The organism is Pseudomonas sp. F2 (assembly GCF_057174385.1).
This window is the reverse complement of the sequence record NZ_CM169904.1, coordinates 3,120,408-3,141,062: the sequence shown is the minus strand read 5'-3', so window position 1 is coordinate 3,141,062 and position 20,655 is coordinate 3,120,408. Positions and strand designations below refer to the sequence as shown.

20 protein-coding genes are annotated in these 20,655 nt (G+C 61.5%); 12 read left to right on the top strand and 8 right to left on the bottom strand.

Annotated elements, in window-relative coordinates:
- Positions 1–16: 16 nt before the first annotated feature.
- The 3 genes from AC193Q_RS14055 to AC193Q_RS14045 all read right to left on the bottom strand — a co-directional run bounded on the left by AC193Q_RS14055 (position 17) and on the right by AC193Q_RS14045 (position 1,800).
- A complete protein-coding gene (locus tag AC193Q_RS14055; RefSeq protein ID WP_003227660.1) occupies positions 17–613 on the bottom strand; it encodes a superoxide dismutase in 597 nt (198 codons plus the stop codon).
- A gap of 176 nt (positions 614–789) precedes the next feature.
- Positions 790–1,392, bottom strand: coding sequence for a LysE/ArgO family amino acid transporter (locus AC193Q_RS14050; protein WP_047296156.1), 603 nt, complete (start codon positions 1,390–1,392; stop codon positions 790–792).
- A gap of 6 nt (positions 1,393–1,398) precedes the next feature.
- The gene (locus AC193Q_RS14045) at positions 1,399–1,800 is read right to left on the bottom strand and encodes an ACT domain-containing protein (RefSeq protein WP_483878549.1); all 402 of its coding nucleotides are present in this window, start codon (positions 1,798–1,800) and stop codon (positions 1,399–1,401) included.
- A 96-nt stretch (positions 1,801–1,896) separates the two neighbouring features.
- On the opposite strand from AC193Q_RS14045, the gene AC193Q_RS14040 reads away from it, so the two are divergent.
- The 4 genes from AC193Q_RS14040 (at position 1,897) to AC193Q_RS14025 (ending at position 5,885) form a co-directional block, all read left to right on the top strand.
- Complete coding sequence (locus AC193Q_RS14040) at positions 1,897–2,790, top strand: LysR family transcriptional regulator ArgP (RefSeq protein ID WP_041068427.1); 894 nt, start codon at positions 1,897–1,899, stop codon at positions 2,788–2,790.
- Between the two features lie 53 nt (positions 2,791–2,843).
- A complete protein-coding gene (locus AC193Q_RS14035; protein WP_027612479.1) occupies positions 2,844–3,836 on the top strand; it encodes an NAD-dependent epimerase/dehydratase family protein in 993 nt (330 codons plus the stop codon).
- A gap of 116 nt (positions 3,837–3,952) precedes the next feature.
- Entirely contained in the window at positions 3,953–4,807 is an 855-nt protein-coding gene (locus tag AC193Q_RS14030; protein ID WP_483878548.1) for an ATPase, read from the top strand.
- 229 nt (positions 4,808–5,036) lie between these two features.
- A complete protein-coding gene (locus tag AC193Q_RS14025) occupies positions 5,037–5,885 on the top strand; it encodes a cache domain-containing protein (protein WP_483878547.1) in 849 nt (282 codons plus the stop codon).
- Positions 5,886–5,968: 83 nt separating this feature from the next.
- Here AC193Q_RS14025 and AC193Q_RS14020 read toward each other — a convergent pair whose 3' ends face one another.
- Positions 5,969–7,486, bottom strand: coding sequence for an MDR family MFS transporter (locus AC193Q_RS14020; protein ID WP_483878546.1), 1,518 nt, complete (start codon positions 7,484–7,486; stop codon positions 5,969–5,971).
- Positions 7,487–7,565: 79 nt separating this feature from the next.
- Positions 7,566–8,750: a 4-hydroxybenzoate 3-monooxygenase gene (gene pobA / locus AC193Q_RS14015; RefSeq protein WP_483879634.1), complete on the bottom strand. Its 1,185-nt coding sequence runs from the start codon at positions 8,748–8,750 to the stop codon at positions 7,566–7,568.
- 187 nt (positions 8,751–8,937) lie between these two features.
- Here pobA and AC193Q_RS14010 point away from each other — a divergent pair, with 187 nt between their 5' ends.
- Positions 8,938–9,822 carry a helix-turn-helix domain-containing protein gene (locus AC193Q_RS14010; RefSeq protein WP_041068438.1) on the top strand — a complete coding sequence of 295 codons (885 nt, stop codon included), beginning with the start codon at positions 8,938–8,940 and terminating at the stop codon, positions 9,820–9,822.
- A gap of 133 nt (positions 9,823–9,955) precedes the next feature.
- Here the strand turns inward: AC193Q_RS14010 and AC193Q_RS14005 are convergent, their stop codons facing one another.
- Both AC193Q_RS14005 and AC193Q_RS14000 read right to left on the bottom strand, forming a co-directional pair.
- Positions 9,956–10,132 (bottom strand): hypothetical protein, encoded by a 177-nt coding sequence (locus AC193Q_RS14005; RefSeq protein ID WP_174376820.1) that lies wholly within the window; start codon positions 10,130–10,132, stop codon positions 9,956–9,958.
- A gap of 140 nt (positions 10,133–10,272) precedes the next feature.
- A complete protein-coding gene (locus tag AC193Q_RS14000; RefSeq protein ID WP_218833145.1) occupies positions 10,273–11,178 on the bottom strand; it encodes a LysR family transcriptional regulator in 906 nt (301 codons plus the stop codon).
- Positions 11,179–11,292: 114 nt separating this feature from the next.
- Here AC193Q_RS14000 and AC193Q_RS13995 point away from each other — a divergent pair, with 114 nt between their 5' ends.
- Positions 11,293–12,171, top strand: coding sequence for an MBL fold metallo-hydrolase (locus tag AC193Q_RS13995; RefSeq protein ID WP_095668433.1), 879 nt, complete (start codon positions 11,293–11,295; stop codon positions 12,169–12,171).
- 220 nt (positions 12,172–12,391) lie between these two features.
- Positions 12,392–13,006, top strand: a complete 615-nt coding sequence (locus AC193Q_RS13990; RefSeq protein ID WP_483878545.1) for an NAD(P)-dependent oxidoreductase — start codon at positions 12,392–12,394, stop codon at positions 13,004–13,006.
- A gap of 129 nt (positions 13,007–13,135) precedes the next feature.
- Here AC193Q_RS13990 and AC193Q_RS13985 read toward each other — a convergent pair whose 3' ends face one another.
- Entirely contained in the window at positions 13,136–14,017 is an 882-nt protein-coding gene (locus tag AC193Q_RS13985; RefSeq protein ID WP_483878544.1) for a LysR substrate-binding domain-containing protein, read from the bottom strand.
- A 228-nt stretch (positions 14,018–14,245) separates the two neighbouring features.
- On the opposite strand from AC193Q_RS13985, the gene AC193Q_RS13980 reads away from it, so the two are divergent.
- From AC193Q_RS13980 to AC193Q_RS13960, 5 genes are all read left to right on the top strand, one after another.
- A complete protein-coding gene (locus AC193Q_RS13980; RefSeq protein ID WP_483878543.1) occupies positions 14,246–15,883 on the top strand; it encodes a 5-guanidino-2-oxopentanoate decarboxylase in 1,638 nt (545 codons plus the stop codon).
- Entirely contained in the window at positions 15,880–17,331 is a 1,452-nt protein-coding gene (locus AC193Q_RS13975) for an aldehyde dehydrogenase family protein (protein WP_483878542.1), read from the top strand. Before AC193Q_RS13980 ends, AC193Q_RS13975 begins: the two co-directional genes overlap by 4 nt.
- A gap of 217 nt (positions 17,332–17,548) precedes the next feature.
- Complete coding sequence (locus AC193Q_RS13970; protein ID WP_027612490.1) at positions 17,549–18,652, top strand: ABC transporter substrate-binding protein; 1,104 nt, start codon at positions 17,549–17,551, stop codon at positions 18,650–18,652.
- A gap of 243 nt (positions 18,653–18,895) precedes the next feature.
- On the top strand, positions 18,896–19,804 hold the full coding sequence (locus AC193Q_RS13965) for an ABC transporter permease (RefSeq protein WP_121186923.1): 909 nt from the start codon (positions 18,896–18,898) through the stop codon (positions 19,802–19,804).
- Positions 19,801–20,649 (top strand): ABC transporter permease, encoded by an 849-nt coding sequence (locus AC193Q_RS13960; RefSeq protein ID WP_047296126.1) that lies wholly within the window; start codon positions 19,801–19,803, stop codon positions 20,647–20,649. Before AC193Q_RS13965 ends, AC193Q_RS13960 begins: the two co-directional genes overlap by 4 nt.
- Positions 20,650–20,655: the final 6 nt, after the last annotated feature.

Here is a 20,655-nt window from a genome sequence, read left to right as displayed (position 1 = left end):
TTGACTGGCGCGCAGCTTAAGCGGTGAAGGTTTTGCCTTCGAACTGCTCGGCAACGAACTTCCAGTTGACCAGGTTCCAGAACGCTTCAACGTACTTCGGACGCAGGTTGCGGTAGTCGATGTAGTAAGCGTGTTCCCAGACGTCGCAGGTCAGCAGCGGGGTGTCGCCGCTGGTCAGCGGGTTACCGGCGCCGATGGTGCTGGCCAGGGCCAGGGAACCGTCAGCCTTCTTCACCAGCCAGCCCCAGCCGGAACCGAAGGTGCCGATCGAGGTTTTGCTGAACTCTTCCTTGAACTTGTCGAACGAACCGAACGCTGCGTTGATGGCTTCAGCCAGTGCGCCGGTTGGTTGACCGCCGGCGTTTGGCGCCAGGCAGTTCCAGTAGAACGTGTGGTTCCAGACCTGAGCGGCGTTGTTGAAGATGCCGCCCGAGGAAGTTTTGACGATCTCTTCCAGGGTCTTGCCTTCGAACTCGGTGCCTGGCACCAGGTTGTTCAGGTTCACGACATAGGTGTTGTGGTGCTTGTCGTGGTGAAATTCCAGGGTTTCCTTGGAAATGTGCGGCTGCAGGGCATCGTGTGCGTAAGGCAGCGGCGGCAATTCGAAAGCCATGATGATTCTCCTAATCAGGTCTGTTGCGGTGAGCGCAAGGCCGATCACGGGCGGCCAGAAATGCACCGACGAGTTTTTACTCTTTGCGGCGCAGGGTTCGGATCATAGCACCGGGGTCAAGGCTTAACCACGCAACAACTGTGTGGGATAGAGGTTCCAGAGCCTTTTGGAATAAATCACGAGGCCAGGATCAACTGACCGGCTACGGTGAACATCATCACTGCCACGAGAAGATCGAGAATCCGCCAGGTACTCGGCCGCGCCAGCCACGGCGCGAGCCATGCGGCACCGAGGGCGAGGGTGAAAAACCACAGCAGTGACGCGCTCGCGGCGCCCACTACATAAGCCCCCGGCACCGACTGCTGCGCACCGAGCGAACCGATCAGCAATACGGTATCCAGATAAACGTGCGGATTGAGCAGCGTCACTGCCAATGCGCTGAGCATTACCGCGCGCAACGAGCGCACGGTGTGGTTTTCGCCCTGATCCAGACTCTGTTTCGAAAACGCCCGGCGCAGCGCCTGGCTGCCGTACCAGATCAGAAAGACGGCGCCGCCCCAGCGCGCCACCGCGAGCAACGTCGGGTTCTGCGCCAACACAGTGGCCAGACCGAAGACCCCGGCCGCCACCAGCAGCGCATCGCACGCCACACACAGTGCCGCCACCGGCAGGTGATGTTCGCGGCGCAGGCTCTGAGCCAATACGAAAGCATTCTGGGTGCCGATTGCCATGATCAGCCCCAGGGCCACCAATAGCCCGTTCACGTAGCTTTGCCACATCAATAATTACTCCGCGTTGGCTGCGAGATCGCGCAGCACGTGCATGGCGCGTTCGGCGTCGGCCTGTCCGACAAACAAATGATCGTGGTAGTAACCGGCGATCACGTTGCAACTGATCCCGGCCTTGCCCAATGCCGTGGCGAACGCAGCAGTGAGGCCGACCGCTTCCAGTGCCGAATGCACGTTGAGGGTGATCCACGCCGCGACATAATCGAATCTGAACCCGGCATGTTCAGCTTGGGAACGCTCGAGAATCACGGTCAGGCCTTCCTGCTCGCGGAAGCTGCCGACAATTTCCAGACCATTGGGCAACGGCGCGTCGCGCAGGGTGCAGAACACGTATTCGCCGGCATTGAGCTGTGGGCTCATGCTGCGCAGCAGAGTCGTGAGAGAGGTTTCGCCAGCCATTGCCGTGTTCCTTGATAAAGAGTGCTTGCTGGCTATTCTCCGGTCGAAAGCTGTATAAGAAAAACCAATAGTGCTGATCGCTCATTAGGAAAACTGATGTTCGACTACAAATTGCTTTCCGCGTTGGCCGCCGTGGTCGAGCAGGCCGGATTCGAACGTGCCGCGCAGGTGCTGGGCCTGTCGCAATCGGCGATCTCCCAGCGGATCAAACTGCTGGAAGCGCGGGTTGGCCAACCGGTGCTGGTGCGCGGTACGCCGCCGTCGCCGACCGAGATTGGCCGACGTCTGCTCAACCATGTGCAGCAGGTGCGCCTGCTTGAGCGGGACTTGCAGACCCTGGTCCCCGCACTCGACGAGGAGGGCCTGCCGGAGCGTTTGCGCATCGCCCTCAACGCCGACAGCCTCGCCACCTGGTGGGCCGAAGCGGTGGGCGATTTTTGCGCCGAGCAGCATTTATTGCTGGATCTGGTAGTGGAAGATCAGACCGTCGGCCTCAAGCGCATGCGGGCCGGGGAAGTGGCGGCGTGTGTCTGCGCCAGCGAACGCCCCGTGGCCGGTGCGCGCAGCGTGTTGCTCGGGGCGATGCGCTATCGGGCGCTGGCCAGTCCGGCATTCATCGAGCGGCATTTCCCTGACGGGGTACGCGCCGAACAGCTGCCGCGCACCCCGGCGCTGGTGTTTGGCCCGGACGATTTCCTCCAGCATCGCTATCTCGCGTCGCTGGGTGTCGATGGCGGATTCGAGCACCATTTGTGTCCGTCCTCCGAAGGATTTGTGCGCCTGACCGAAGCCGGTTTTGGCTGGGGACTGGTGCCGGAACTGCAAGTGCGCGAGCAGCTGCAACGCGGCGTATTGCGCGAACTGTTGCCAGATAAACCGATCGATGTGCCGTTGTACTGGCATCATTGGCGCAATGGCGGTCAGCTGCTGGCCTTGCTGACCGAACAATTGCTGCGTTCTTCATCGCGCTGGCTGGTGCCCTTGGGCTGATGATCAGCGTCAAGACAGACGTATCAGGTAAACGAAAGTCATCGGAGCGTTACATGAAAATTCTGGTCACCGGCGCAAGCGGCTTCATCGGCGGGCGCTTTGCGCGTTTCGCCCTGGAGCAAGGCCTGGACGTGCGGGTCAACGGTCGCCGGGCCGAAAGCGTCGAGCATCTGGTGCGCCGTGGCGCCGAGTTCGTCCCGGGCGATCTCACCGATGCGGACTTGGTGCGCGAACTCTGCGCCGACGTCGAAGCCGTGGTGCACTGCGCCGGTGCCGTCGGCTTGTGGGGGCGCTATCAGGACTTTCATCAGGGCAACGTGCAGGTCACTGAAAACGTCGTCGAAGCCTGTCTCAAACAACGCGTGCGGCGCCTGGTGCATCTGTCGTCGCCGTCGATCTATTTCGATGGCCGCGATCACCTCGGTCTGACCGAAGAACAAGTGCCCAAGCGTTTCAAACATCACTACGCGGCGACCAAATACCTGGCCGAACAAAAGGTCTTCGGTGCGCAGGAGTTCGGTCTGGAAACCATTGCTCTGCGTCCGCGCTTTGTCACGGGTGCCGGCGACATGAGCATCTTCCCGCGGCTGTTGAACATGCAGCGCAAGGGGCGTCTGGCGATCATTGGCGACGGTCTGAACAAAGTCGACTTCACCAGTGTGCAGAACCTCAACGAAGCGCTGCTCAGCAGCTTGCTGGCGGCCGGCTCCGCGCTGGGCAAGGCCTACAACATCAGCAATGGCGCGCCGGTACCGTTGTGGGATGTGGTCAATTACGTGATGCGCAAGATGGAAGTGCCGCAGGTCAGCAAATACCGTTCGTACGGCCTGGCCTACAGCGTTGCGGCGCTCAATGAAGGCGTGTGCAAACTCTGGCCGGGCCGTCCGGAGCCGACGCTGTCGCGGCTAGGCATGCAGGTCATGAAGAAAAATTTCACCCTCGACATCAGCCGCGCCCGGCATTATCTGGACTACGATCCGAAAGTCAGCCTGTGGTCGGCCCTCGACGAGTTCTGTGGCTGGTGGAAAGCCCAGGACATCCGTTGATACAAGTCGCCCGGCCAGCAATGAACCGCACTGCCGCTTGAGGGTCAATCCCTGCGGCTGCGGCGGTTATACTTCGCAGCATTTAGCTATCACCGCGTTCCACAAAGGTTGCCTCAATGTCCATGCGTAACGATGCCAACGACGATTTCGACGATGTACCGAGCCTGCGGGCCGACACCTTTGACGACGATGACATTCCGCCCAGCGCCCGCACCTCCGTGCACTCGCGCACACCGCCGGTGGTCAAGGTCAAGGCTGCGAGCACCGGGCCGTTGTGGGCACTGGTCGGCGCGCTGTTTTTCGCCTTCATCGGTCTGGCCTGGTGGAGTTTCCAGCAGATTTCGCTGATGGAGCAGCAGTTGGTGGCGACTCAGGAAAGCTTTGCGCGCATCAGCGAGGAAGCGGCGGGGCGGTTGCAGGACATTTCCGGCAAGGTGGTGGCCAGCCAGAGCAACGTCAACAGCGACAGCGAAGCCTTGAAGCTGCAGATCAAACAGCTGGAAACCCAGTTGCTGGATCAAAGCAAGCAGCAGCAAGGCGTGGTCGGTCAGGCCAGTGATCTGGACAAGCGTCTGGCGCAAATGACCGCGCAGACCACCGAGCAACAGAACGCCAATACCCAGTTGCAGGCTCAGGTCAAAGCCTTGAGCGCGGAACTGGTGGCCCTGAAAGGCGCACCGGCGGATACCAGCAAGGTCGACGCCCAGCTCAAGAGTTATGACGCTCAACTGAAAAGCCTCGGCGCTGATATCACGGCACTGAAGAAGCAGGGCAATTCGAACGCGGCGATCGAGCGTCTGGAGCAGGAAATTGTCGTCCTCAAAAGCGAACAGGACAACCGTCCGGCCGCTGCGCAGGGTGGCGGCAATACCGCCGAGTTCGACGCATTTCGTGGCCAGATGACCCGCAACCTCAACACCCTGCAGGCGCAGATCCAGAACCTGCAACAGCAGATCAATGCCCGGCCGTAGGGCCTCATGAACTGTAGCCAGGGACCTTTGTGGTGAGGGGATTCATCCCCGATGGGGCTGCGCAGCAGCTCCCAGGTATCAGCTCGGTGTGTCAGAAAATATGTGTTCTCTCCATCAGGGCTGCTGCGCAGCCCATCGGGGATAAATCCCCTCGCTACAGGATGTGGCGCCCCGTCCGAGCCCAAGCCGTCTACGCTCTTGAAACACCAACAGGAACGAGGGATGCGTTATGGGGTTTCTGCATAAAGTGGCGTGGCTCGGGGTGATGCTTTTTGTGGGGGCAGGGCAGGTCAACGCTGCCGCCTCACAAAAGGACGACAGCAAGGCCGCCATCGCTTTGCTGGAAAAGGCCCTGGCCTATTACCACGACAACGGCGACAAGGCCTTCGCCGCGTTCAGCCGTCAGGGCGAGTTCGTCGACAAGGATCGCTACGTGTTCGTGGTCGACACCAAGGGCGTGATGCTCGCCAGCGGCGGGCCCTCTTCAGCCTTGATCGGCCGTGACGTCAGCGAGGTGCTCGCGCCGGATTTGCAGAAAGCCTTCAAGGACGCTCTGCTGGTGCCTGAAGGCAACGGCATTCAACAGGCCGAATACCGCTGGCAGAACTGGGCCGACGGCAAGGTCGAGCGCAAGCATGTCTACTACCAGCGCATCGGCCAGCGGATTCTGGCAGTCGGTTATTACCTGCCGCGTGCTTCAGCCGAGCAGGCCAAGGCACTTCTCGACAAGGCTGCAACCGATCTGGGGAAAAACGAGAAGGGCACCCTGACCGCCATCAACTCGCTCAAGGGCGGTTATCTGCAGGATGACTTGTATGTGTTCGTGGTCGATCTGGACACCCAGCGCTACGTTGCCCACGGCACCAACCTGCGCCTGATCAACACCGACTTCAGCAAGATCAAGGATCCGGAAGGCAAACCGGTGGGCGAGCCGATGCTGGCGCTGATCGCCAAACAGGATGACGGTGAATACGAATACCGCTGGAAAAACCCGGTGACCGGCAAGGTCGAGGACAAGCATGCGTACCTGAAGAAGGTCGGGCATTTTCTGGTGGCGGTGGGTTACTACAGCCCCTGAAAATCAAAAGATCGCAGCCTTCGGCAGCTCCTACATGGGAATGCATCTCTGTAGGAGCTGCCGCAGGCTGCGATCTTTTGCTGTTATTTGGCGCCGTGCTCGCGCCCGCGCAGCAGGTTGTTCGGCATCGCAATCGCCGCCGCCAGCCCCAGCAGCGACACCGCCGTACTCACCCACAGCAAATGGCGGAACGTGACCGAAAGCTCGGCGCGCAGGGCGTTCTGGGCATCGCCCGGTGCGGCGTTCAAACCGTCGAGCAGCACGTTGCCTGAATGTCCTTCGCTGAGCAGCGAGTTGCTCGCCAGATGGGCGAAACTCGAATCCTGCAACAACGCCAGCAACAACGCCGACATCAACGCCACACCCACCGCGCCGCCCAGCGAACGGAACAGATTGGTGGTGCTGGTGGCGACGCCGATGTCGCGCTGATCCACCGAGTTCTGTGTGCCCACCAATGAAGTCGGGAACTGCATGCCGCCGGCAATCCCGCTGAGCAGCATGAACAGACTGCTGACCAGCGTCGCATCCGGTGGGCTGAACGCCATGCCGAGAATCGAAATCGGCATCAGGATCGCACCCGTCAGAATCTGGGGTTTGTAACGACCGGTCACCGAGGTGCGACGTCCGGCGAAATAGGCGCCTATCGGCAGGCCCATCGCCAGCGGCAGCAAGTGCAACGCCGCCGCATCGGCACCGGCGCCGGTGACGCTCTGAAAGCGCAGCGGCATCAGCACGATCAGCGAGATCGCCTGAAAACTGGTGAAGAAAATCGTGCACCAGCACAGCAACGCGTTGCGGTTGGTGAACAAATGCATCGGCAGCAGCGGCTCGCGCGCCCGGCGTTCATGCCAGACGAACACCGCCAGCACCAGCACCGCACAGGCGAACAAGCCAAGCACTTCGCTGCTGCGCCACGAATGGCCCTGACGGACCTGAGTGATGGCCAGCAGCAACGCGGTCAAACCGATGATCATCAACAGCGTGCCGAGGTAGTCGATGATCGGTTTGCGCTGCGGAATCGGCAGCCCGCGCAGGTTGCGATTGGCCACCCACCAGGCGCCCAGCCCCAGCGGCAGGTTGATCAGGAATACCCAGCGCCACGACAGGTATTCGGTCATGTAGCCGCCGAGCACCGGCCCGGCGACGCTGGCCACCGCATACATGCTGCTGAAGTAACCCTGATAGCGCCCGCGTTCGCGGGGCGGGACGATGTCGCCAATGATCGCCTGACTCACCGAAATCATCCCGCCGGCGCCGATGCCCTGGAGAATCCGCGCCAGCACCAGTTGTTCCATGCTCTGCGCCATGCCGCAAAACAGCGAGGCGAGGGTGAACAGGCCCATGCCGAACAGCATCAATTTGCGCCGTCCGTACAGGTCGCCGAGCTTGCCGTAGATCGGCACGGCCACGGTCATTGCCACCATGTACCCGGAAATCACCCAGGCCAACAGGCTGACGTCCTTGAACTGTGCGGAGATGGCGGGCATCGAGACGGCGACGATGGTCTGGTCCAATGCCCCGAGAAAGATCGCCAACATCAGCGCGACCAGCACGCTGCGAATGGCCGGTTTGGGAGTTTCAGGCTGGTGAAGATTGGTCACGGGCGGAACCTGCGGGCAGTGAGAATCCCGCAGGCCATCGAGCGAGCGGGGATGCTCGCCAGTGTAAGTCGGTAGGAAGCTATTCGATAGCCTCATAAGGAAGCCCGACGTAATTTTCTGCAATGGTTTTCCGACCCGCTTCTGAACTGACGAAATAGTCCAGTTCCGAGGCGCTGATCCGTTGGCTGAAAGCATCATGCTCGTCGAAGCGGTGCAGCATCGAGGTCATCCACCAGGAAAACCGTTCGGCCTTCCATACCCGGCGCAGGCAGATTTCCGAGTATTTCTCCAACAGATCCGTGCGCCCTTCGCGATAAACCTTCAGCAGGATATTGAACAGCGTACTGACATCGCTGGCGGCCAGGTTCAGGCCCTTGGCGCCGGTGGGCGGCACAATGTGCGCGGCATCGCCGAGCAGAAACATCCGTCCGTACTGCATCGGCTCAACGACAAAGCTGCGCAGCGGCGCGATGCTTTTTTCAATCGACGGGCCGGTGACCAGTTTTTCGGCAAGCTCGGCGGGCAGACGGGTTTTCAGCTCAGCCCAAAAGCGCTCGTCGGACCAGTCGGCAACGTTCTCCTCGGCCGGCACTTGCAGGTAATAACGGGTACGGGTGGCCGAACGCATGCTGCACAGGGCGAAGCCGCGTTCGTGACGGGCGTAGACCAGCTCTTCGTGCACTGGCGGGGTGTCGGCCAGAATCCCCAGCCAGCCGAACGGATAGACTCGTTCGAAAATCTTCAGGCAGTCCTCGGGAATCGACTGCCGGGACACGCCGTGGAAGCCGTCGCAACCGGCGATGTAATCGCAATCGACGCGCCAGGTTTCGCCGTCCTTTTCGAAGGTGACAAACGCTTCGTCGCTTTTCATGCCGTGAGGAACGACATGGCTCGCCTCGTAAATCGTCGACGCACCGGCCTCCCGACGAGCGGCCATCAGGTCGCGCGTGACCTCGGTCTGGCCGTAGACCATCACGGTTTTGCCACCGGTCAGACCCTGCAGATCGATGTGGGCCAGACGCCCATCCAGGGCCAGATCGAAACCGCCGTGCACCAGTCCTTCGGCGTCCATGCGCTGGCCGACTCCGGCCTGGCGCAACAGCTCTACCATGCCTTGTTCGAGCACGCCGGCGCGAATCCGCCCGAGTACGTAATCGGGTGTCTGACGTTCAAGAATCAGGGTGTCGATGCCGGCGTTGTGCAGCAACTGACCGAGGAGCAATCCGGAGGGACCGGCGCCAATGATGGCGACTTGGGTTTTCAGCGTTTTCATTGTTTTTATGACTCGCAAGCTTCACGCGACGTGAGTCGGTGAATGATTTTTATGGATCGAGTGCTTGCATTTTTCCCTTGCGGGTCTGTCAATTGAAGGTGAAAACTGAGCCGATACCTGTACATTCTGCCAATCGGTGCGATTATCGCCCGCAAACCTCGAGGCCTGGATTGAAGTGATGAACAAGCCTGACCTGCCTTCGATTCCGGTGTTCAAGCTCTACGGTGAAAGCCTGGACTGGCCGACCCCTGACTTGCTGCACTGTGAAACCATTTCCAAACGCAGCCGCGAACATCAATGGGAAATCAAACCCCACCGCCACGCCGATTTGTGCCAGTTACTCTTCGTTTTCAAAGGTCAGGCAGAGCTTGAAATCGAAGGTCAACGCACGCAGCTCAACGAACCCGCAATTCAAGTCCTGCCCCCGTTGTCGGTGCATGGCTTTCGCTTTTCCGAGGACGTCGAAGGTTTCGTCGTTACCCTCGCCAATCCGTTGATCAACCACCTGCAGGCGCAACTGGGCAATTCGGTGCATGCCCTGGCGCAGGCCGAGCACTATCCGGCGGGCAAGGATGCGGAATACCTGCACAGTCTGTTTTCAGCATTGCAGGCCGAGTACAACGGCCATCAACCCGCGCGGGAAATGCTCATGCATTCGCTGGTCAGCGTGATCATGGTCTGGGTCAGCCGTCAGGCGATCGTGCGCCATAACGCCAGTCAGCGCCCACAACGCCAGCGCGAATACCTCAATGGGTTCATTCAATTGGTGGAGGAGACGTACCGCCAGCATGTGAAGGTCGAAGACCTGGCGCATCGCCTGGGGATTTCGGTGTCACACCTCAACGGTACTTGCCGGGAGCTGGCAGGGCAGCCAGCGCTGCAGATCATGCACGAACGCCAGTTACTGGAAGCCAAACGTTTGCTGACCTACACCAGCATGACCATTTACGAGATGTCGGAGCTGTTGGGGTTTTCCGATCCGACCAACTTCACGCGCCTGTTCCGGCGCAGGGTGGGGATTTCGCCAAAGGCGTTTCGCGACCGGCTGAAGGCCGAGCAGTGATCGGGTAAAACACCACCGCCCCCTGTGGGAGCTGGCTTGCCAGCGATTGCGTCCTGTCAGTCAGCACTGAAGGCGTCTGGGCTACCGTCATCGCTGGCAAGCCAAGCCCCCACAGGGTTGATAGCAAGCCGAATCAGCGCAATGCGTTCAGCGTCGCATTGTGCGGAATACAACGCTCGAAATTGCAGCTCGCATAATCGCGGGGCAGTTGTCGCAGTTGCTCGACCCGCCAGGCCGCAGTGCCGTATAACGCAAGCGTGGCGGCGCAGGTGATGAAGATCGCGAAGTACCTTCTTGTTCTAATGTTCATGGCGTAGACCTCTGAACGCATACCCTGCGGTATTACTTTCAGCATAGAACAAGATCAAAAGATCGCAGCCTGCGGCAGCTCCTGCATTTGGAAAGCATTTCCTCTGTAGGAGCTGCCGCAGGCTGCGATCTTTTGCTTTTCTACAACCCCACATCCCACTCTGGATGCTCGGGAAACCGTTGCACCAGAAAATCCAGCATGCTGCGCAGCGCCGCCGGCATGTGCTTGCGCGAGGCGTACACCGCGTAGATGTTCATCTGCCGTGGCTCGGCATCCGGCAGCAGACGCACCAGTTCTCCGGCATGCACATGCACCCCGGCCTGATAGGTCGGCAGCATCGCCACGCCCGCACCGGCCAGGGTCGCGCGCAACAGGGTGCTGGCTTCGTTGGCGCTGATGTTGCCTTGTACCGGCACCGACACCGGTTCGCCGTCCTCTTCGAAATGCCACAGGCTCTTGCCGAAATACGAATGCGTCAGGCAGTTGTGCCGGCTCAGGTCCTCGACCCGCTGCGGTGGCGGATTGTCGCGCAAGTAGGCGGGCGCGGCGCAGACCACCGAACGGCACACCGTCAGGCGGCGGGCGATCAGGTTCGGGTCCAGGTCATTGCTTGTGCGGATCGCCAGATCGATGCGTTCATCCACCAGATTCACCGTGCGGTCGAGCATTTGCAGATCGATGCTGACCCCGGGGTAGCGCTTGACGTACGCCGCCATGGCATCGGCCAGTTGTGCCTGGCCAAACGAGGTGCTGACACTGATGCGCAGCAGTCCGCGCGGCGCATCGTGGGGTTCGCTGACAGCGGCCTGCATATCGCTTGAGAGTTCGAGCATCTGTCGGCAGCGCGGCAGGATTTCGCTGCCGGCGGCCGTCAGGCTCAATTTGCGTGTGGTGCGGTGCATCAGGCGCGCGCCGACCCAGTCTTCCAGCTCCGCCAGATAGCGCGACACCACCGGCCGCGACAGCTCCAGATGATCGGCCGCCGCCGACTGGCTGCCCAGATCCACTACGGTGACAAACACGCGCATTGCTTGAAGACGATCCATGATTTGCCCGCTTTCAGAAACAAACTATGTTCAAGCATCGCATTTTTTGTACCGAGTCAGGCAACTAAGCTCTGTCCCATCGCCAAACACGGCATTCGGATCACGGAGCAACAGATGATCGGCTTCACCACCCTCAAGCGCGTTTTGCTGGCCACCGCCACCCTCGGTTTTGCGGCCCACGCCGCTGCCGCCAACCTGACCCTGGACGTTTACAACCCGGGCACCAACGCGATTTTTCCGGTGACCTCGGTGCTGGTCAGCGGCGAGAAAGACGCGATCCTGGTCGATGCGCAATTCGGCAAGGCCCAGGCCGAACAGGTGGTGGAAAAGATCCGCGTCAGCGGCAAACACCTGACCACCATTTACATCAGCCACGGGGACCCGGATTACTACTTCGGCCTCGACACTCTGACCCAGGCCTTCCCCGACGCCAAGGTGCTGGCGTCGCAGCCGACTGTGGATCACATCAACAAAACCGTCGCCGGCAAACTCGCCTTCTGGGGCCCGAAAATGGGCGCCGACGTGCCGGCCAAAACCATCGTGCCGGGCGTGCTCAAGGGTGACAGCCTGATGCTCGAAGGGCAGAAACTGCAGGTGGTCGGTCTTGAGGGCAAACAACCGGATCGCAGCTTCGTGTGGATTCCGTCGCTCAAGGCTGTGGTCGGTGGCGTGGTGGTCGCCGAGAACATTCATGTCTGGATGGCCGATACCCAGACCGCGCAATCCCACGCCGACTGGCTGCAAACCCTGCACTCGATCGACACCCTGAAGCCGAAAACCGTGGTGCCCGGTCACTATCTGGGCGAGAGCAGCCGCTCGCTGGCCAGCGTGAAATTCACCGCCGACTACATTAAGGCTTTCGACGAAGAAACCGCCAAGGCCAAGGATTCCGCCGCACTGATCAAGGCCATGCAAAAGCGCTACCCGACACTCGGCGAAGAAAGCTCGCTGGAACTGAGCGCCAAAGTCGCCAAGGGCGAAATGCAGTGGTAACCCGATTGATCTGAAACACAGGTCGAGAGGACTTTTGTGGCGAGGGAGCTTGCTCCCGCCCGCCTGCGCAGCAGGCGTAAAACCTGCCAATGCGTTGTAGCTGAAACAGGCGGGGAGTGCTCCGCCCTCCAGCGGGAGCAAGCTCCCTCGCCACAGGGAATACCGCTTCAAGATTAGATTTATGCCGTCGTTGAAACTCTCAAGCCAACTGGAGAATGTCATGAGCAAGATCGCAATCATTGGTGCCACCGGTCGTGCCGGTAGCCAACTGCTGGAAGAAGCCCTGCGTCGCGGCCATAGCGTCACCGCCATCGCCCGCGATACCTCGAAGGTCGGCGCACGTGCCGGCGTGGTCAGCAAGAATGTCGATGTGCTTGATTCGGCGGCGCTGCAAGCCGCCGTCGCCGGTCACGACGTGGTGATCAGCGCCGCGCATTTCGCCACGGTACCGGCCAGTGCCGTGGTTGGCCCGGTGAAGCAGGCGGGCGTGAAACGTCTGCTGGTGGTCGGTGGTGCCGGTTCGCTGCTGCTGCCGGATGACACCCGAGTGATCGACAGCGCCGGTTTCCCGGCCGAGTACAAAGCCGAGGCCAGCGCCGGGGCAGCGTTTCTCGATGCCTTGCGTCAGGAGAAGGAACTCGACTGGACCTTCCTCTCGCCATCGGCCGAGTTTGTCGAAGGTGAGCGTACCGGCAGCTTCCGCGTCGGCAAGGATCACTTGCTGGTGAGTGCCGAAGGTCGCAGCTGGATCTCCTTCGCCGACTACGCGATTGCGTTGATCGACGAAGTGGAAACGCCGAAGCATTCGCGTCAGCGGTTTACCGTCGGCTACTGACCTGCAAACGCCCCCTGTAGGAGCTGCCGCAGGCTCGGGCCGCGATCGGACGATCTTTTGATCTTGTTTTTTTAAATCAAAGTCAAAAGATCGCAGCCTGCGGCAGCTCCTACAGGGGAATGTGGTGTTTCAGCGGGTGTGCGCCTGCTCCACCAGCCAGATCATCAGTTCTTCCAGCTGCGGCGACGCCCCTGCACCCTGCGGCTTCACCACGTAGTAGCCCAGCCCCGTCTTCACCTTCAGCTCAAACGGCATCACCAGCCGCCCGGCGCGCAGGTCATCGCCGATCAACGACCAGTCGCCAATCGCCACACCCGTCCCGTGGGACGCCATCGACATCGCCTGATCCAGCGTCTCGAAATGCTGGCCCGTGTTGACGTTGTTCAACTGCAATTCGGCCGCCGTCAGCCATACCGTCCAATCCTGCGTATCGCGGGTCGGATGCAATAGCAGATGTTGTTGCAGGTCGGCCGGTTCGCTCAGCGCCGGTGGGCCTTTCAATAATGCTGGCGAGCAGACCGGCGTCAGTTGCTCATCGAACAGATGCAGGGCAGTGGATGAGTTGTCCGGCGGCGTGCCGTAGATCACCGCCGCATCGAACTGCTCGCGCTGGAAGTCGACACCGTGGGCCAGCGTGGTGGTCAGTTTGACCGGTACGTCCGGGCGTTCCTTTTGCCATTGCAACAGACGCGGCACCAGCCAGCGCATCACGCAGCTGGGCGCCTTGAGTTGCAGGGTCTGACGCTTGCGACCGATCTGCTCGGTGGCCTCGCTGATCAACCCGAAAATCTTCTCCACCCGCGGCAACCATTCGCGCCCTTCGGCGGTCAGCTCCAGGCCTCGGGCCAGACGGATGAACAGCTCATACCCCAGATGATCTTCCAGCCCGGCGATCTGCCGGCTCACGGCGCCCTGAGTGATGTGCAACTGCTCGGCCGCCCGGGTGAAGTTGCAGCACTGCGCAGTAATCAGAAACGTGTGCAGGGCGGGCAGGGGAGGCAGTCGTTTCATGTGGATCCAAGGTATGACGTGAGGACATGGCTAGTATGACTTTTAATCGATTGTTGCCGCTACCTGCCACCCGTTCAATGAGCTCATTCCACCCGGATCGATGTGGGAGCGAGCTTGCTCGCGAATACGGTTTTCCATTCAGCATCAATGTGGCTGATACACCGCTTTCGCGAGCAAGCTCGCTCCCACACTGGCACGGCGTATTGAACAACAAGAAGGGCAATCGACATGGCGACGTGTGGCGAAGTACTGGTCAAGTTACTCGAGGATTACGGGGTCGAGCAGGTGTTCGGTATTCCCGGGGTGCACACCGTGGAGCTGTATCGCGGGCTGGCCCGTTCGAGCATCAACCATGTCACCCCACGGCATGAACAGGGCGCCGGTTTCATGGCGGACGGCTACGCGCGCACCAGCGGCAAACCGGGGGTGTGCTTCATCATCACCGGCCCGGGCATGACCAACATCACCACCGCGATGGGCCAGGCGTATGCCGACTCGATCCCGATGCTGGTGATCTCCAGCGTGCAGACCCGCAGCCAGTTGGGCGGCGGTCGCGGCAAGCTCCATGAGTTGCCGAACCAGAGTGCGCTGGTCGGCGGCGTGGCGGCGTTCTCCCACACTTTGATGTCGGCGGCAGAATTGCCGGCCGTGCTGGCCCGTGCCTTCGCGCTGTTCCAGGCCGGGCGTCCGCGTCCGGTGCACATCGAGATTCCGCTGGATGTGTTGGTGGAAGAGGCCGACGAACTGCTCGCCAGCATCCCGGTCAATATCGACCGCGCCGGGGCTGCACCGGCTGCCGTAAGGCGCATGAGCGAACTGCTGGCCGGCGCTCAGCGTCCGCTGATTCTCGCCGGTGGCGGGGCCATCGATGCCGCCGCCGAACTCACCGAACTGGCCGAGTTGCTCGACGCTCCGGTGGCGCTGACCATTAATGCCAAAGGCATGTTGCCGGCCAGCCATCCGCTGCTGATCGGCTCGACGCAAAGCCTGGTCGCGACCCGCGCGCTGGTGGCCGATGCCGACGTGGTGCTGGCAATCGGCACTGAACTGGCCGAAACCGATTACGACGTGACCTTCGCCGGCGGCTTCGAGATTCCCGGCAAGCTGCTGCGCATCGACATCGACGCCGATCAGACCGTGCGCAATTATCCGCCGCACGTGGCCTTGGTCGCCGACTCGCGCAACGCTGCGCAAGCGCTGCTCGCTGCGCTATCGCAGCAGGCGCTGGCCGAGCGGCGCAACGATTGGGGCCAGGTGCGGGCAGCGCGTCTGCGCGATGAGCTGGCCGCGACCTGGGATGCATCCACCCTGGCCCAGACCCGTTTTCTGGAAACCGTCCTGCACGAGTTGCCGGACGCGGTGTTCGTCGGCGACTCCACGCAACCGGTGTACACCGGCAACCTTACCTTCAACCCGGAGCGACCGCGGCGCTGGTTCAACTCGTCCACCGGTTACGGCACCCTCGGTTACGCCTTGCCGGCGGCGATTGGCGCGTGGCTCGGTGGCAACCTCGAGGGTGGCGCTCGTCCGCCGGTGGTGTGCCTGATCGGCGACGGCGGCTTGCAGTTCACCCTGCCGGAACTGGCCAGCGCGGTTGAAGCGCGCACGCCGGTGATCATCCTGCTGTGGAATAACCAGGGTTACGAAGAGATCAAGAAGTACATGGTCAACCGCGCCATCGAGCCGGTCGGCGTCGACATCTACACCCCGGATTTCATCGGCGTCGCCAAGGCCCTGGGCTGTGCCGCCGAAGCGATCAGCTCGGTTGAACAACTGCGCGGCGCGCTGCGTGCCGCCACTGATCGTCAGGGCCCGACCCTGATCGAAATCGACCAGACCCAATGGATGCAGGCGGTGGCCCAATGATCAATTTCCCGACCACACTCGATGGCCTGTACATCAACGGCCAATGGTCGGCCGGGCGTGAACACCTGCGGGTGATCAACCCGGCCACCGAAGCGCTGCTGACCACGGTCAATGGCGGCGATGAAAGCGCAGTTGATCTGGCCGTCAGCGCGGCCACTGCAGCGTTCAAGCGTTGGTCGAAAACCACTGGCGCCGAACGCGGCGCGATCCTGCGCAACATTGCCAACGGTGTGCGCAACGGGCGTGACCACTTGATGAAGTTGCAGTCGAGCAACAACGGCAAACCGCAATTCGAAGCGGCCATCGACGTCGATGATGTGATCGCCACCTTCGAGTATTACGCCGGTTTGGCCGAAGGCCTCGACGCACAACTCGACAGCAACGTGGCGCTGCCCAGCGACGATTTCAGCGCGCGTCTGCGCCGTGAACCGTGCGGTGTGGTCGGGCTGATCGTGCCGTGGAATTTCCCGATGGTCACCACTGCGTGGAAGCTCGCACCGGCCTTGGCCGCCGGTTGCTGCGTGGTGCTCAAACCTTCGGAAGTCACGCCGCTGCCGGAGCTGGAACTGGCGGCGATCATTGCTGAATCCGGTCTGCCCGACGGCGTGTTCAACCTGGTCTGCGGCACCGGTCTGGCGGTGGGGGCACCGCTGTCGGCGGATCCGCGCATCGCGAAGATTTCCTTCACCGGCAGCAACGCTGTCGGCGTGCAGGTGATGCAGCGCGCCGCCGAAACCGTGAAGGGCGTGAGCCTGGAGCTGGGTGGCAAATCTTCGTTGTTGGTGCTCGAAGACGCCGATCTGGAACTGGCGGTGGAACTGGCTTGCGGCGGCGGTTTCTTCAATGCCGGGCAGATGTGTTCAGCCACCAGTCGCGTGCTGGTCGCCGAGGAGCTGGCCGATGAATTTCTTGAGCGTCTGCAAAAGCGCGCGCAAGCGATTCGCGTGGCCGACCCGTTCGACCCGGACGTGGAGATGGGCGCACTGGTCAATCAGGCGCAATACCAGCGTGTGCTCGGCCACATCGACCGTGGTTTGAGCGCCGGGGCGAAGCTGGTGTGCGGCGGCAATCGTCCGGCGCATCTGCCGCGCGGTTATTTTTTGCAGCCGACGGTGTTCACCGACGTGCCCCTCGACAGTGCACTGTGGTGTGAAGAGATCTTTGGCCCGGTGCTCTGCGTGCGCAGTTTCAGCAGCGAAGCCGAGGCGATTGCCCTGGCCAACGACAGCCAGTTCGGGCTGGTCGCCAGTGTGGTGACGCGTAACGCCGAGACCGCTGACCGGGTCGCCAATGCCCTGCAGGCGGGGCTGGTGTGGCTCAACGCGCCGCAAGTGATCTTCCCGCAGACGGCGTGGGGCGGCTACAAGCAGAGCAGCATCGGCCGCGAATTGGGGCCGTGGGGCCTGGCTGCGTTTCAGGAAATCAAACACGTGATCCGGGCGCTCTGAACGCCCGAAAAAGGTGAGCGCATGCCTCGCAACGAGGCATGCGTTGGTGTCATGGCTTCGATGAGTTTTTATCGATAGTCAGGTGTATTGCACGACCTCAGGATGAACCCGTCGGCTGCGCTGCAGGCCTTTGAATACAAGGCCTGCAGCGGATCCGGCCGCGCGGATGCAACGGTTGCGACCAACCTCATACTTAAAAGAACAAAGGGAGTCCTTCATGGGCGAGCATGATCTGAACAGGCGTCAATTCATTAAAACCGTCGGCGTCGCCTCGGTAGCAGCGGCGGCCCTGAGCATGCCCTTCATCCGGGCCAGCGCCAGCGACACACGGTTTGCCGGCAAGACCCTGCGTTTGCTGACCTGGTCGGATGACACCGGCCTCGCCGCACTGCGCAACATCGCCGCCACGTTCGAGGCCAAGACCGGCGCCAAGGTCATCGCCGACCGCACCGGCAGCACCTCGGAAATGGTCGCCAAACTCAAGGCCGGCGGTGACCGTCCGCAGTACGACATCATCACCCTGGCCGGAGTCGGTGCTGAAGGTCTGGCCGCCGCCGGACTGCTGGAAAAACCCGACCTCAACCGCATTCCCAACCTGATCGATGTACCGGAAAAATACCGCACCGGCGCCAACGGGCACGGCATCGGTTACCTGCTGTGGTGCAACAGTCTGGTCTACAGCACCCGCACCCTCAAACAGGCTCCGGACAGTTACGCCGCGCTGTGGGATGCCGATCTGGCGCCGAACATTTTCCTGCCGCCGCCGAACTGGACCGAGGCCATGGACCTGATCATTATCGCCGCGAAACTCGCCGGCGGTGATGAACACAACATTGAGCCGGGCTTCAAGAAACTCGCCGAGCTCAAGGATCGCGTGGTCACCCTCGGCGAGAACCCGAACCAGATCGCCGAGCTGTTCCGCACCGGTTCCCTGGACATGGGTGGTTTGTACGCCCCGGCATTCTTCCCCAAGCAGATCCGCGATCCGAACTACGGCCTCGGTGCCACGTTTGGCATGAAGGAAGGTTTCTACACCGACCTGATGCTCTCGGTGATGCCGAAGAACCGTCCGGGCGACACCGATCTGGCCTACGCCTTCATCGATCACTCTCTCGATCCGCTGGTGCAGGGCAAGATGGCCGAAGACATCTTCAACGGCCCGGTCAACGCCAAGGCGATCATCTCCGCCGAAGCGCGCAAGAGCCCGTACATCCTCACTCCGGAGCAGATTGCCGAGAAGGCGATCATGCACGACAACGCCTTCCTGGCGACCGTGCATGACCAATGGATTCGTCGTTATACGGAAATCTTTTCTTCCTGACGCCGGCCTCCCGAACACCACGGCCCCCCTGTGGGAGCGAGCCCTGTGGTGAGGGGATTTATCCCCGATGGGCAGCGCAGCTGCCCCAAGATCAGCAAATACGGTGCATCAAATGTACCGCGTACGATGGTTTTGCGACTGCTTCGCAGCCGGTCGGGGATAAATCCCCTCACCACAAAAAATGACTCCCACAGGAGACAGAGGTGTTTGGCAGATTCGCTTTCCATTGACGAGATCATTGCTATGGAACATCAATCCCTGACCCAACCGGTCGGCGCAGGTGACGTGCGTCCGGCGCGCGGTGTTTCGCCGACCGCCCGGGCGTGGTTTTTCCTCACGCCGTCGATGCTGTTTCTCGGTGTGCTGATCGCCGCCAGTCTGCTGGTGCTGCGCATGAGTGTCGGCACTAAAGGCGCGGAGTGGAGCGGGTTCAGCCTCGCCAGCTACGCGCAATTGCTCGAACCCTATTACCTGAAATCCCTGCTGCTGACCCTGCGTCTGGCGTTGATCAGTGCGGTGATCGCCGTGCTGCTGGCGATCCCGGTGGCGTACACCATGTCACGCCTGACCTCGCCGTTCGTGCGGCGGATCTTTCTCGCGGCGGTGCTGTTGCCGCTGCTGGTCAACCTGCTGCTGCAAAGCTACGGCTGGCTGGTGATTCTCGGCCCGGGCGGGATGCTCAACCAGACGCTGATGGGCCTGGGCCTGATCAAGCGCCCGATCATGTTGCTGTACAACCAGAACGGCGTGCTGATGGGCCTGGTGCAGACTGCGTTTCCACTGGCGGTGTTGCCGATTGCCAGCGCCATGCGCGGTGTCGCGCGCACCTACGAAGAGGCCGCCGCAACCCTGGGCGCCAGCCGTTTTCAGGTGTTCCGCCAGGTGGTGTTGCCGATGAGTCTGCCGGGGATCATCACCGGGGCGACGCTGGTGTTCGCCTACAACGCCAGCAGTTTTGTCGTGCCGTTGCTGCTCGGTGGTCGCCGTGTGCCGATGCTCGCGGTGATGGTGCATGACCAGATCGCGCCGCTGATGAACTGGCCCGCCGCATCGGCGGCCGGGGTGGTGCTGATCGTCACCACGCTGGCGATCATGACCCTGTCCGAATACATCACCGGCCGTCGTCGGCGCCTGCTGGAGGCTTCGCAATGAGTTCCCTGACCAACAAGCGCATGGCGCTGCTGCCCGGCGACACCGGCAAGTTCGCCGGGATCCTTTCCGGGGTCATTCTGCTGCTGGCGGTATTGCCGATCCTGACCATGATCGTCATGTCGTTCAGCGGTGCGTCGAACCTCGACTTCCCGCCGAGCAGCTACAGCCTGCAATGGTACAAGGCGGCCTGGCACACCTTCGTCTCGCCGGACGCCAGTGATGTGTTGAGCCTCGGCCAGGCCATGGCCACCAGCCTGCTGGTGTCGTGCCTGACCATGGTCTTCGCCACGCTGATCGCGGTGCCCGCCGCCTATGCGCTGACCCGCTGCGAGTTCCGTGGCAAAGCCGTGGCGCTGCAACTGATGTCGCTGCCGCTGGTGTTTCCGATGGTGGTGTTGGGTTTGGCGTTGTTGCTGGTGTTCGACAGCCTGCCGTTTCACCTGACCACCTCGCGGCTGGTGATTGCCCACGTGATTCTGGCGCTGCCGTTCGTGGTGAAAAACTGCACCGCCGCGATGCTCTCCATCGGCAGTGAAGTCGAAGAGGCGGCGCGGATGCTCGGCGCCTCACCGCTGCGGGCGATTGTCGATGTGGTGGTGCCGTTGATGAAGTCGGGGATTCTGGCGGGGATGCTGCTGGCGTTCATCGTCTCGTTCAACGAATTCACCGTGACCTATTTCCTCTACACCATCGACGTCATGACCGTGCCGATCTGGATGTACAGCCGCACCGTGTCATCGCTCGACCCTACCGTGTTCTCGTTTGCCGTGCTGATCGTGCTGATCGACTTCGTCCTGATCTGGGCGCTGGAGAAGCTGGTGGGCGAGGGCGGCGTTTCCTTTTGATTTGAG

Excerpts from the sequence above, each read along its gene's own strand:
- AC193Q_RS14055 (WP_003227660.1), bottom strand. The coding sequence starts at position 613 with ATGGCTTTCGAATTGCCGCCGCTGCCTTACGCACACGATGCCCTGCAG.
- AC193Q_RS14050 (WP_047296156.1), bottom strand. The coding sequence starts at position 1,392 with ATGTGGCAAAGCTACGTGAACGGGCTATTGGTGGCCCTGGGGCTGATC.
- AC193Q_RS14045 (WP_483878549.1), bottom strand. The coding sequence starts at position 1,800 with ATGGCTGGCGAAACCTCTCTCACGACTCTGCTGCGCAGCATGAGCCCA.
- AC193Q_RS14040 (WP_041068427.1), top strand. The coding sequence starts at position 1,897 with ATGTTCGACTACAAATTGCTTTCCGCGTTGGCCGCCGTGGTCGAGCAG.
- AC193Q_RS14035 (WP_027612479.1), top strand. The coding sequence starts at position 2,844 with ATGAAAATTCTGGTCACCGGCGCAAGCGGCTTCATCGGCGGGCGCTTT.
- AC193Q_RS14030 (WP_483878548.1), top strand. The coding sequence starts at position 3,953 with ATGTCCATGCGTAACGATGCCAACGACGATTTCGACGATGTACCGAGC.
- AC193Q_RS14025 (WP_483878547.1), top strand. The coding sequence starts at position 5,037 with ATGGGGTTTCTGCATAAAGTGGCGTGGCTCGGGGTGATGCTTTTTGTG.
- AC193Q_RS14010 (WP_041068438.1), top strand. The coding sequence starts at position 8,938 with ATGAACAAGCCTGACCTGCCTTCGATTCCGGTGTTCAAGCTCTACGGT.
- AC193Q_RS14005 (WP_174376820.1), bottom strand. The coding sequence starts at position 10,132 with ATGAACATTAGAACAAGAAGGTACTTCGCGATCTTCATCACCTGCGCC.
- AC193Q_RS14000 (WP_218833145.1), bottom strand. The coding sequence starts at position 11,178 with ATGGATCGTCTTCAAGCAATGCGCGTGTTTGTCACCGTAGTGGATCTG.
- AC193Q_RS13995 (WP_095668433.1), top strand. The coding sequence starts at position 11,293 with ATGATCGGCTTCACCACCCTCAAGCGCGTTTTGCTGGCCACCGCCACC.
- AC193Q_RS13990 (WP_483878545.1), top strand. The coding sequence starts at position 12,392 with ATGAGCAAGATCGCAATCATTGGTGCCACCGGTCGTGCCGGTAGCCAA.
- AC193Q_RS13985 (WP_483878544.1), bottom strand. The coding sequence starts at position 14,017 with ATGAAACGACTGCCTCCCCTGCCCGCCCTGCACACGTTTCTGATTACT.
- AC193Q_RS13980 (WP_483878543.1), top strand. The coding sequence starts at position 14,246 with ATGGCGACGTGTGGCGAAGTACTGGTCAAGTTACTCGAGGATTACGGG.
- AC193Q_RS13975 (WP_483878542.1), top strand. The coding sequence starts at position 15,880 with ATGATCAATTTCCCGACCACACTCGATGGCCTGTACATCAACGGCCAA.
- AC193Q_RS13970 (WP_027612490.1), top strand. The coding sequence starts at position 17,549 with ATGGGCGAGCATGATCTGAACAGGCGTCAATTCATTAAAACCGTCGGC.
- AC193Q_RS13965 (WP_121186923.1), top strand. The coding sequence starts at position 18,896 with ATGGAACATCAATCCCTGACCCAACCGGTCGGCGCAGGTGACGTGCGT.
- AC193Q_RS13960 (WP_047296126.1), top strand. The coding sequence starts at position 19,801 with ATGAGTTCCCTGACCAACAAGCGCATGGCGCTGCTGCCCGGCGACACC.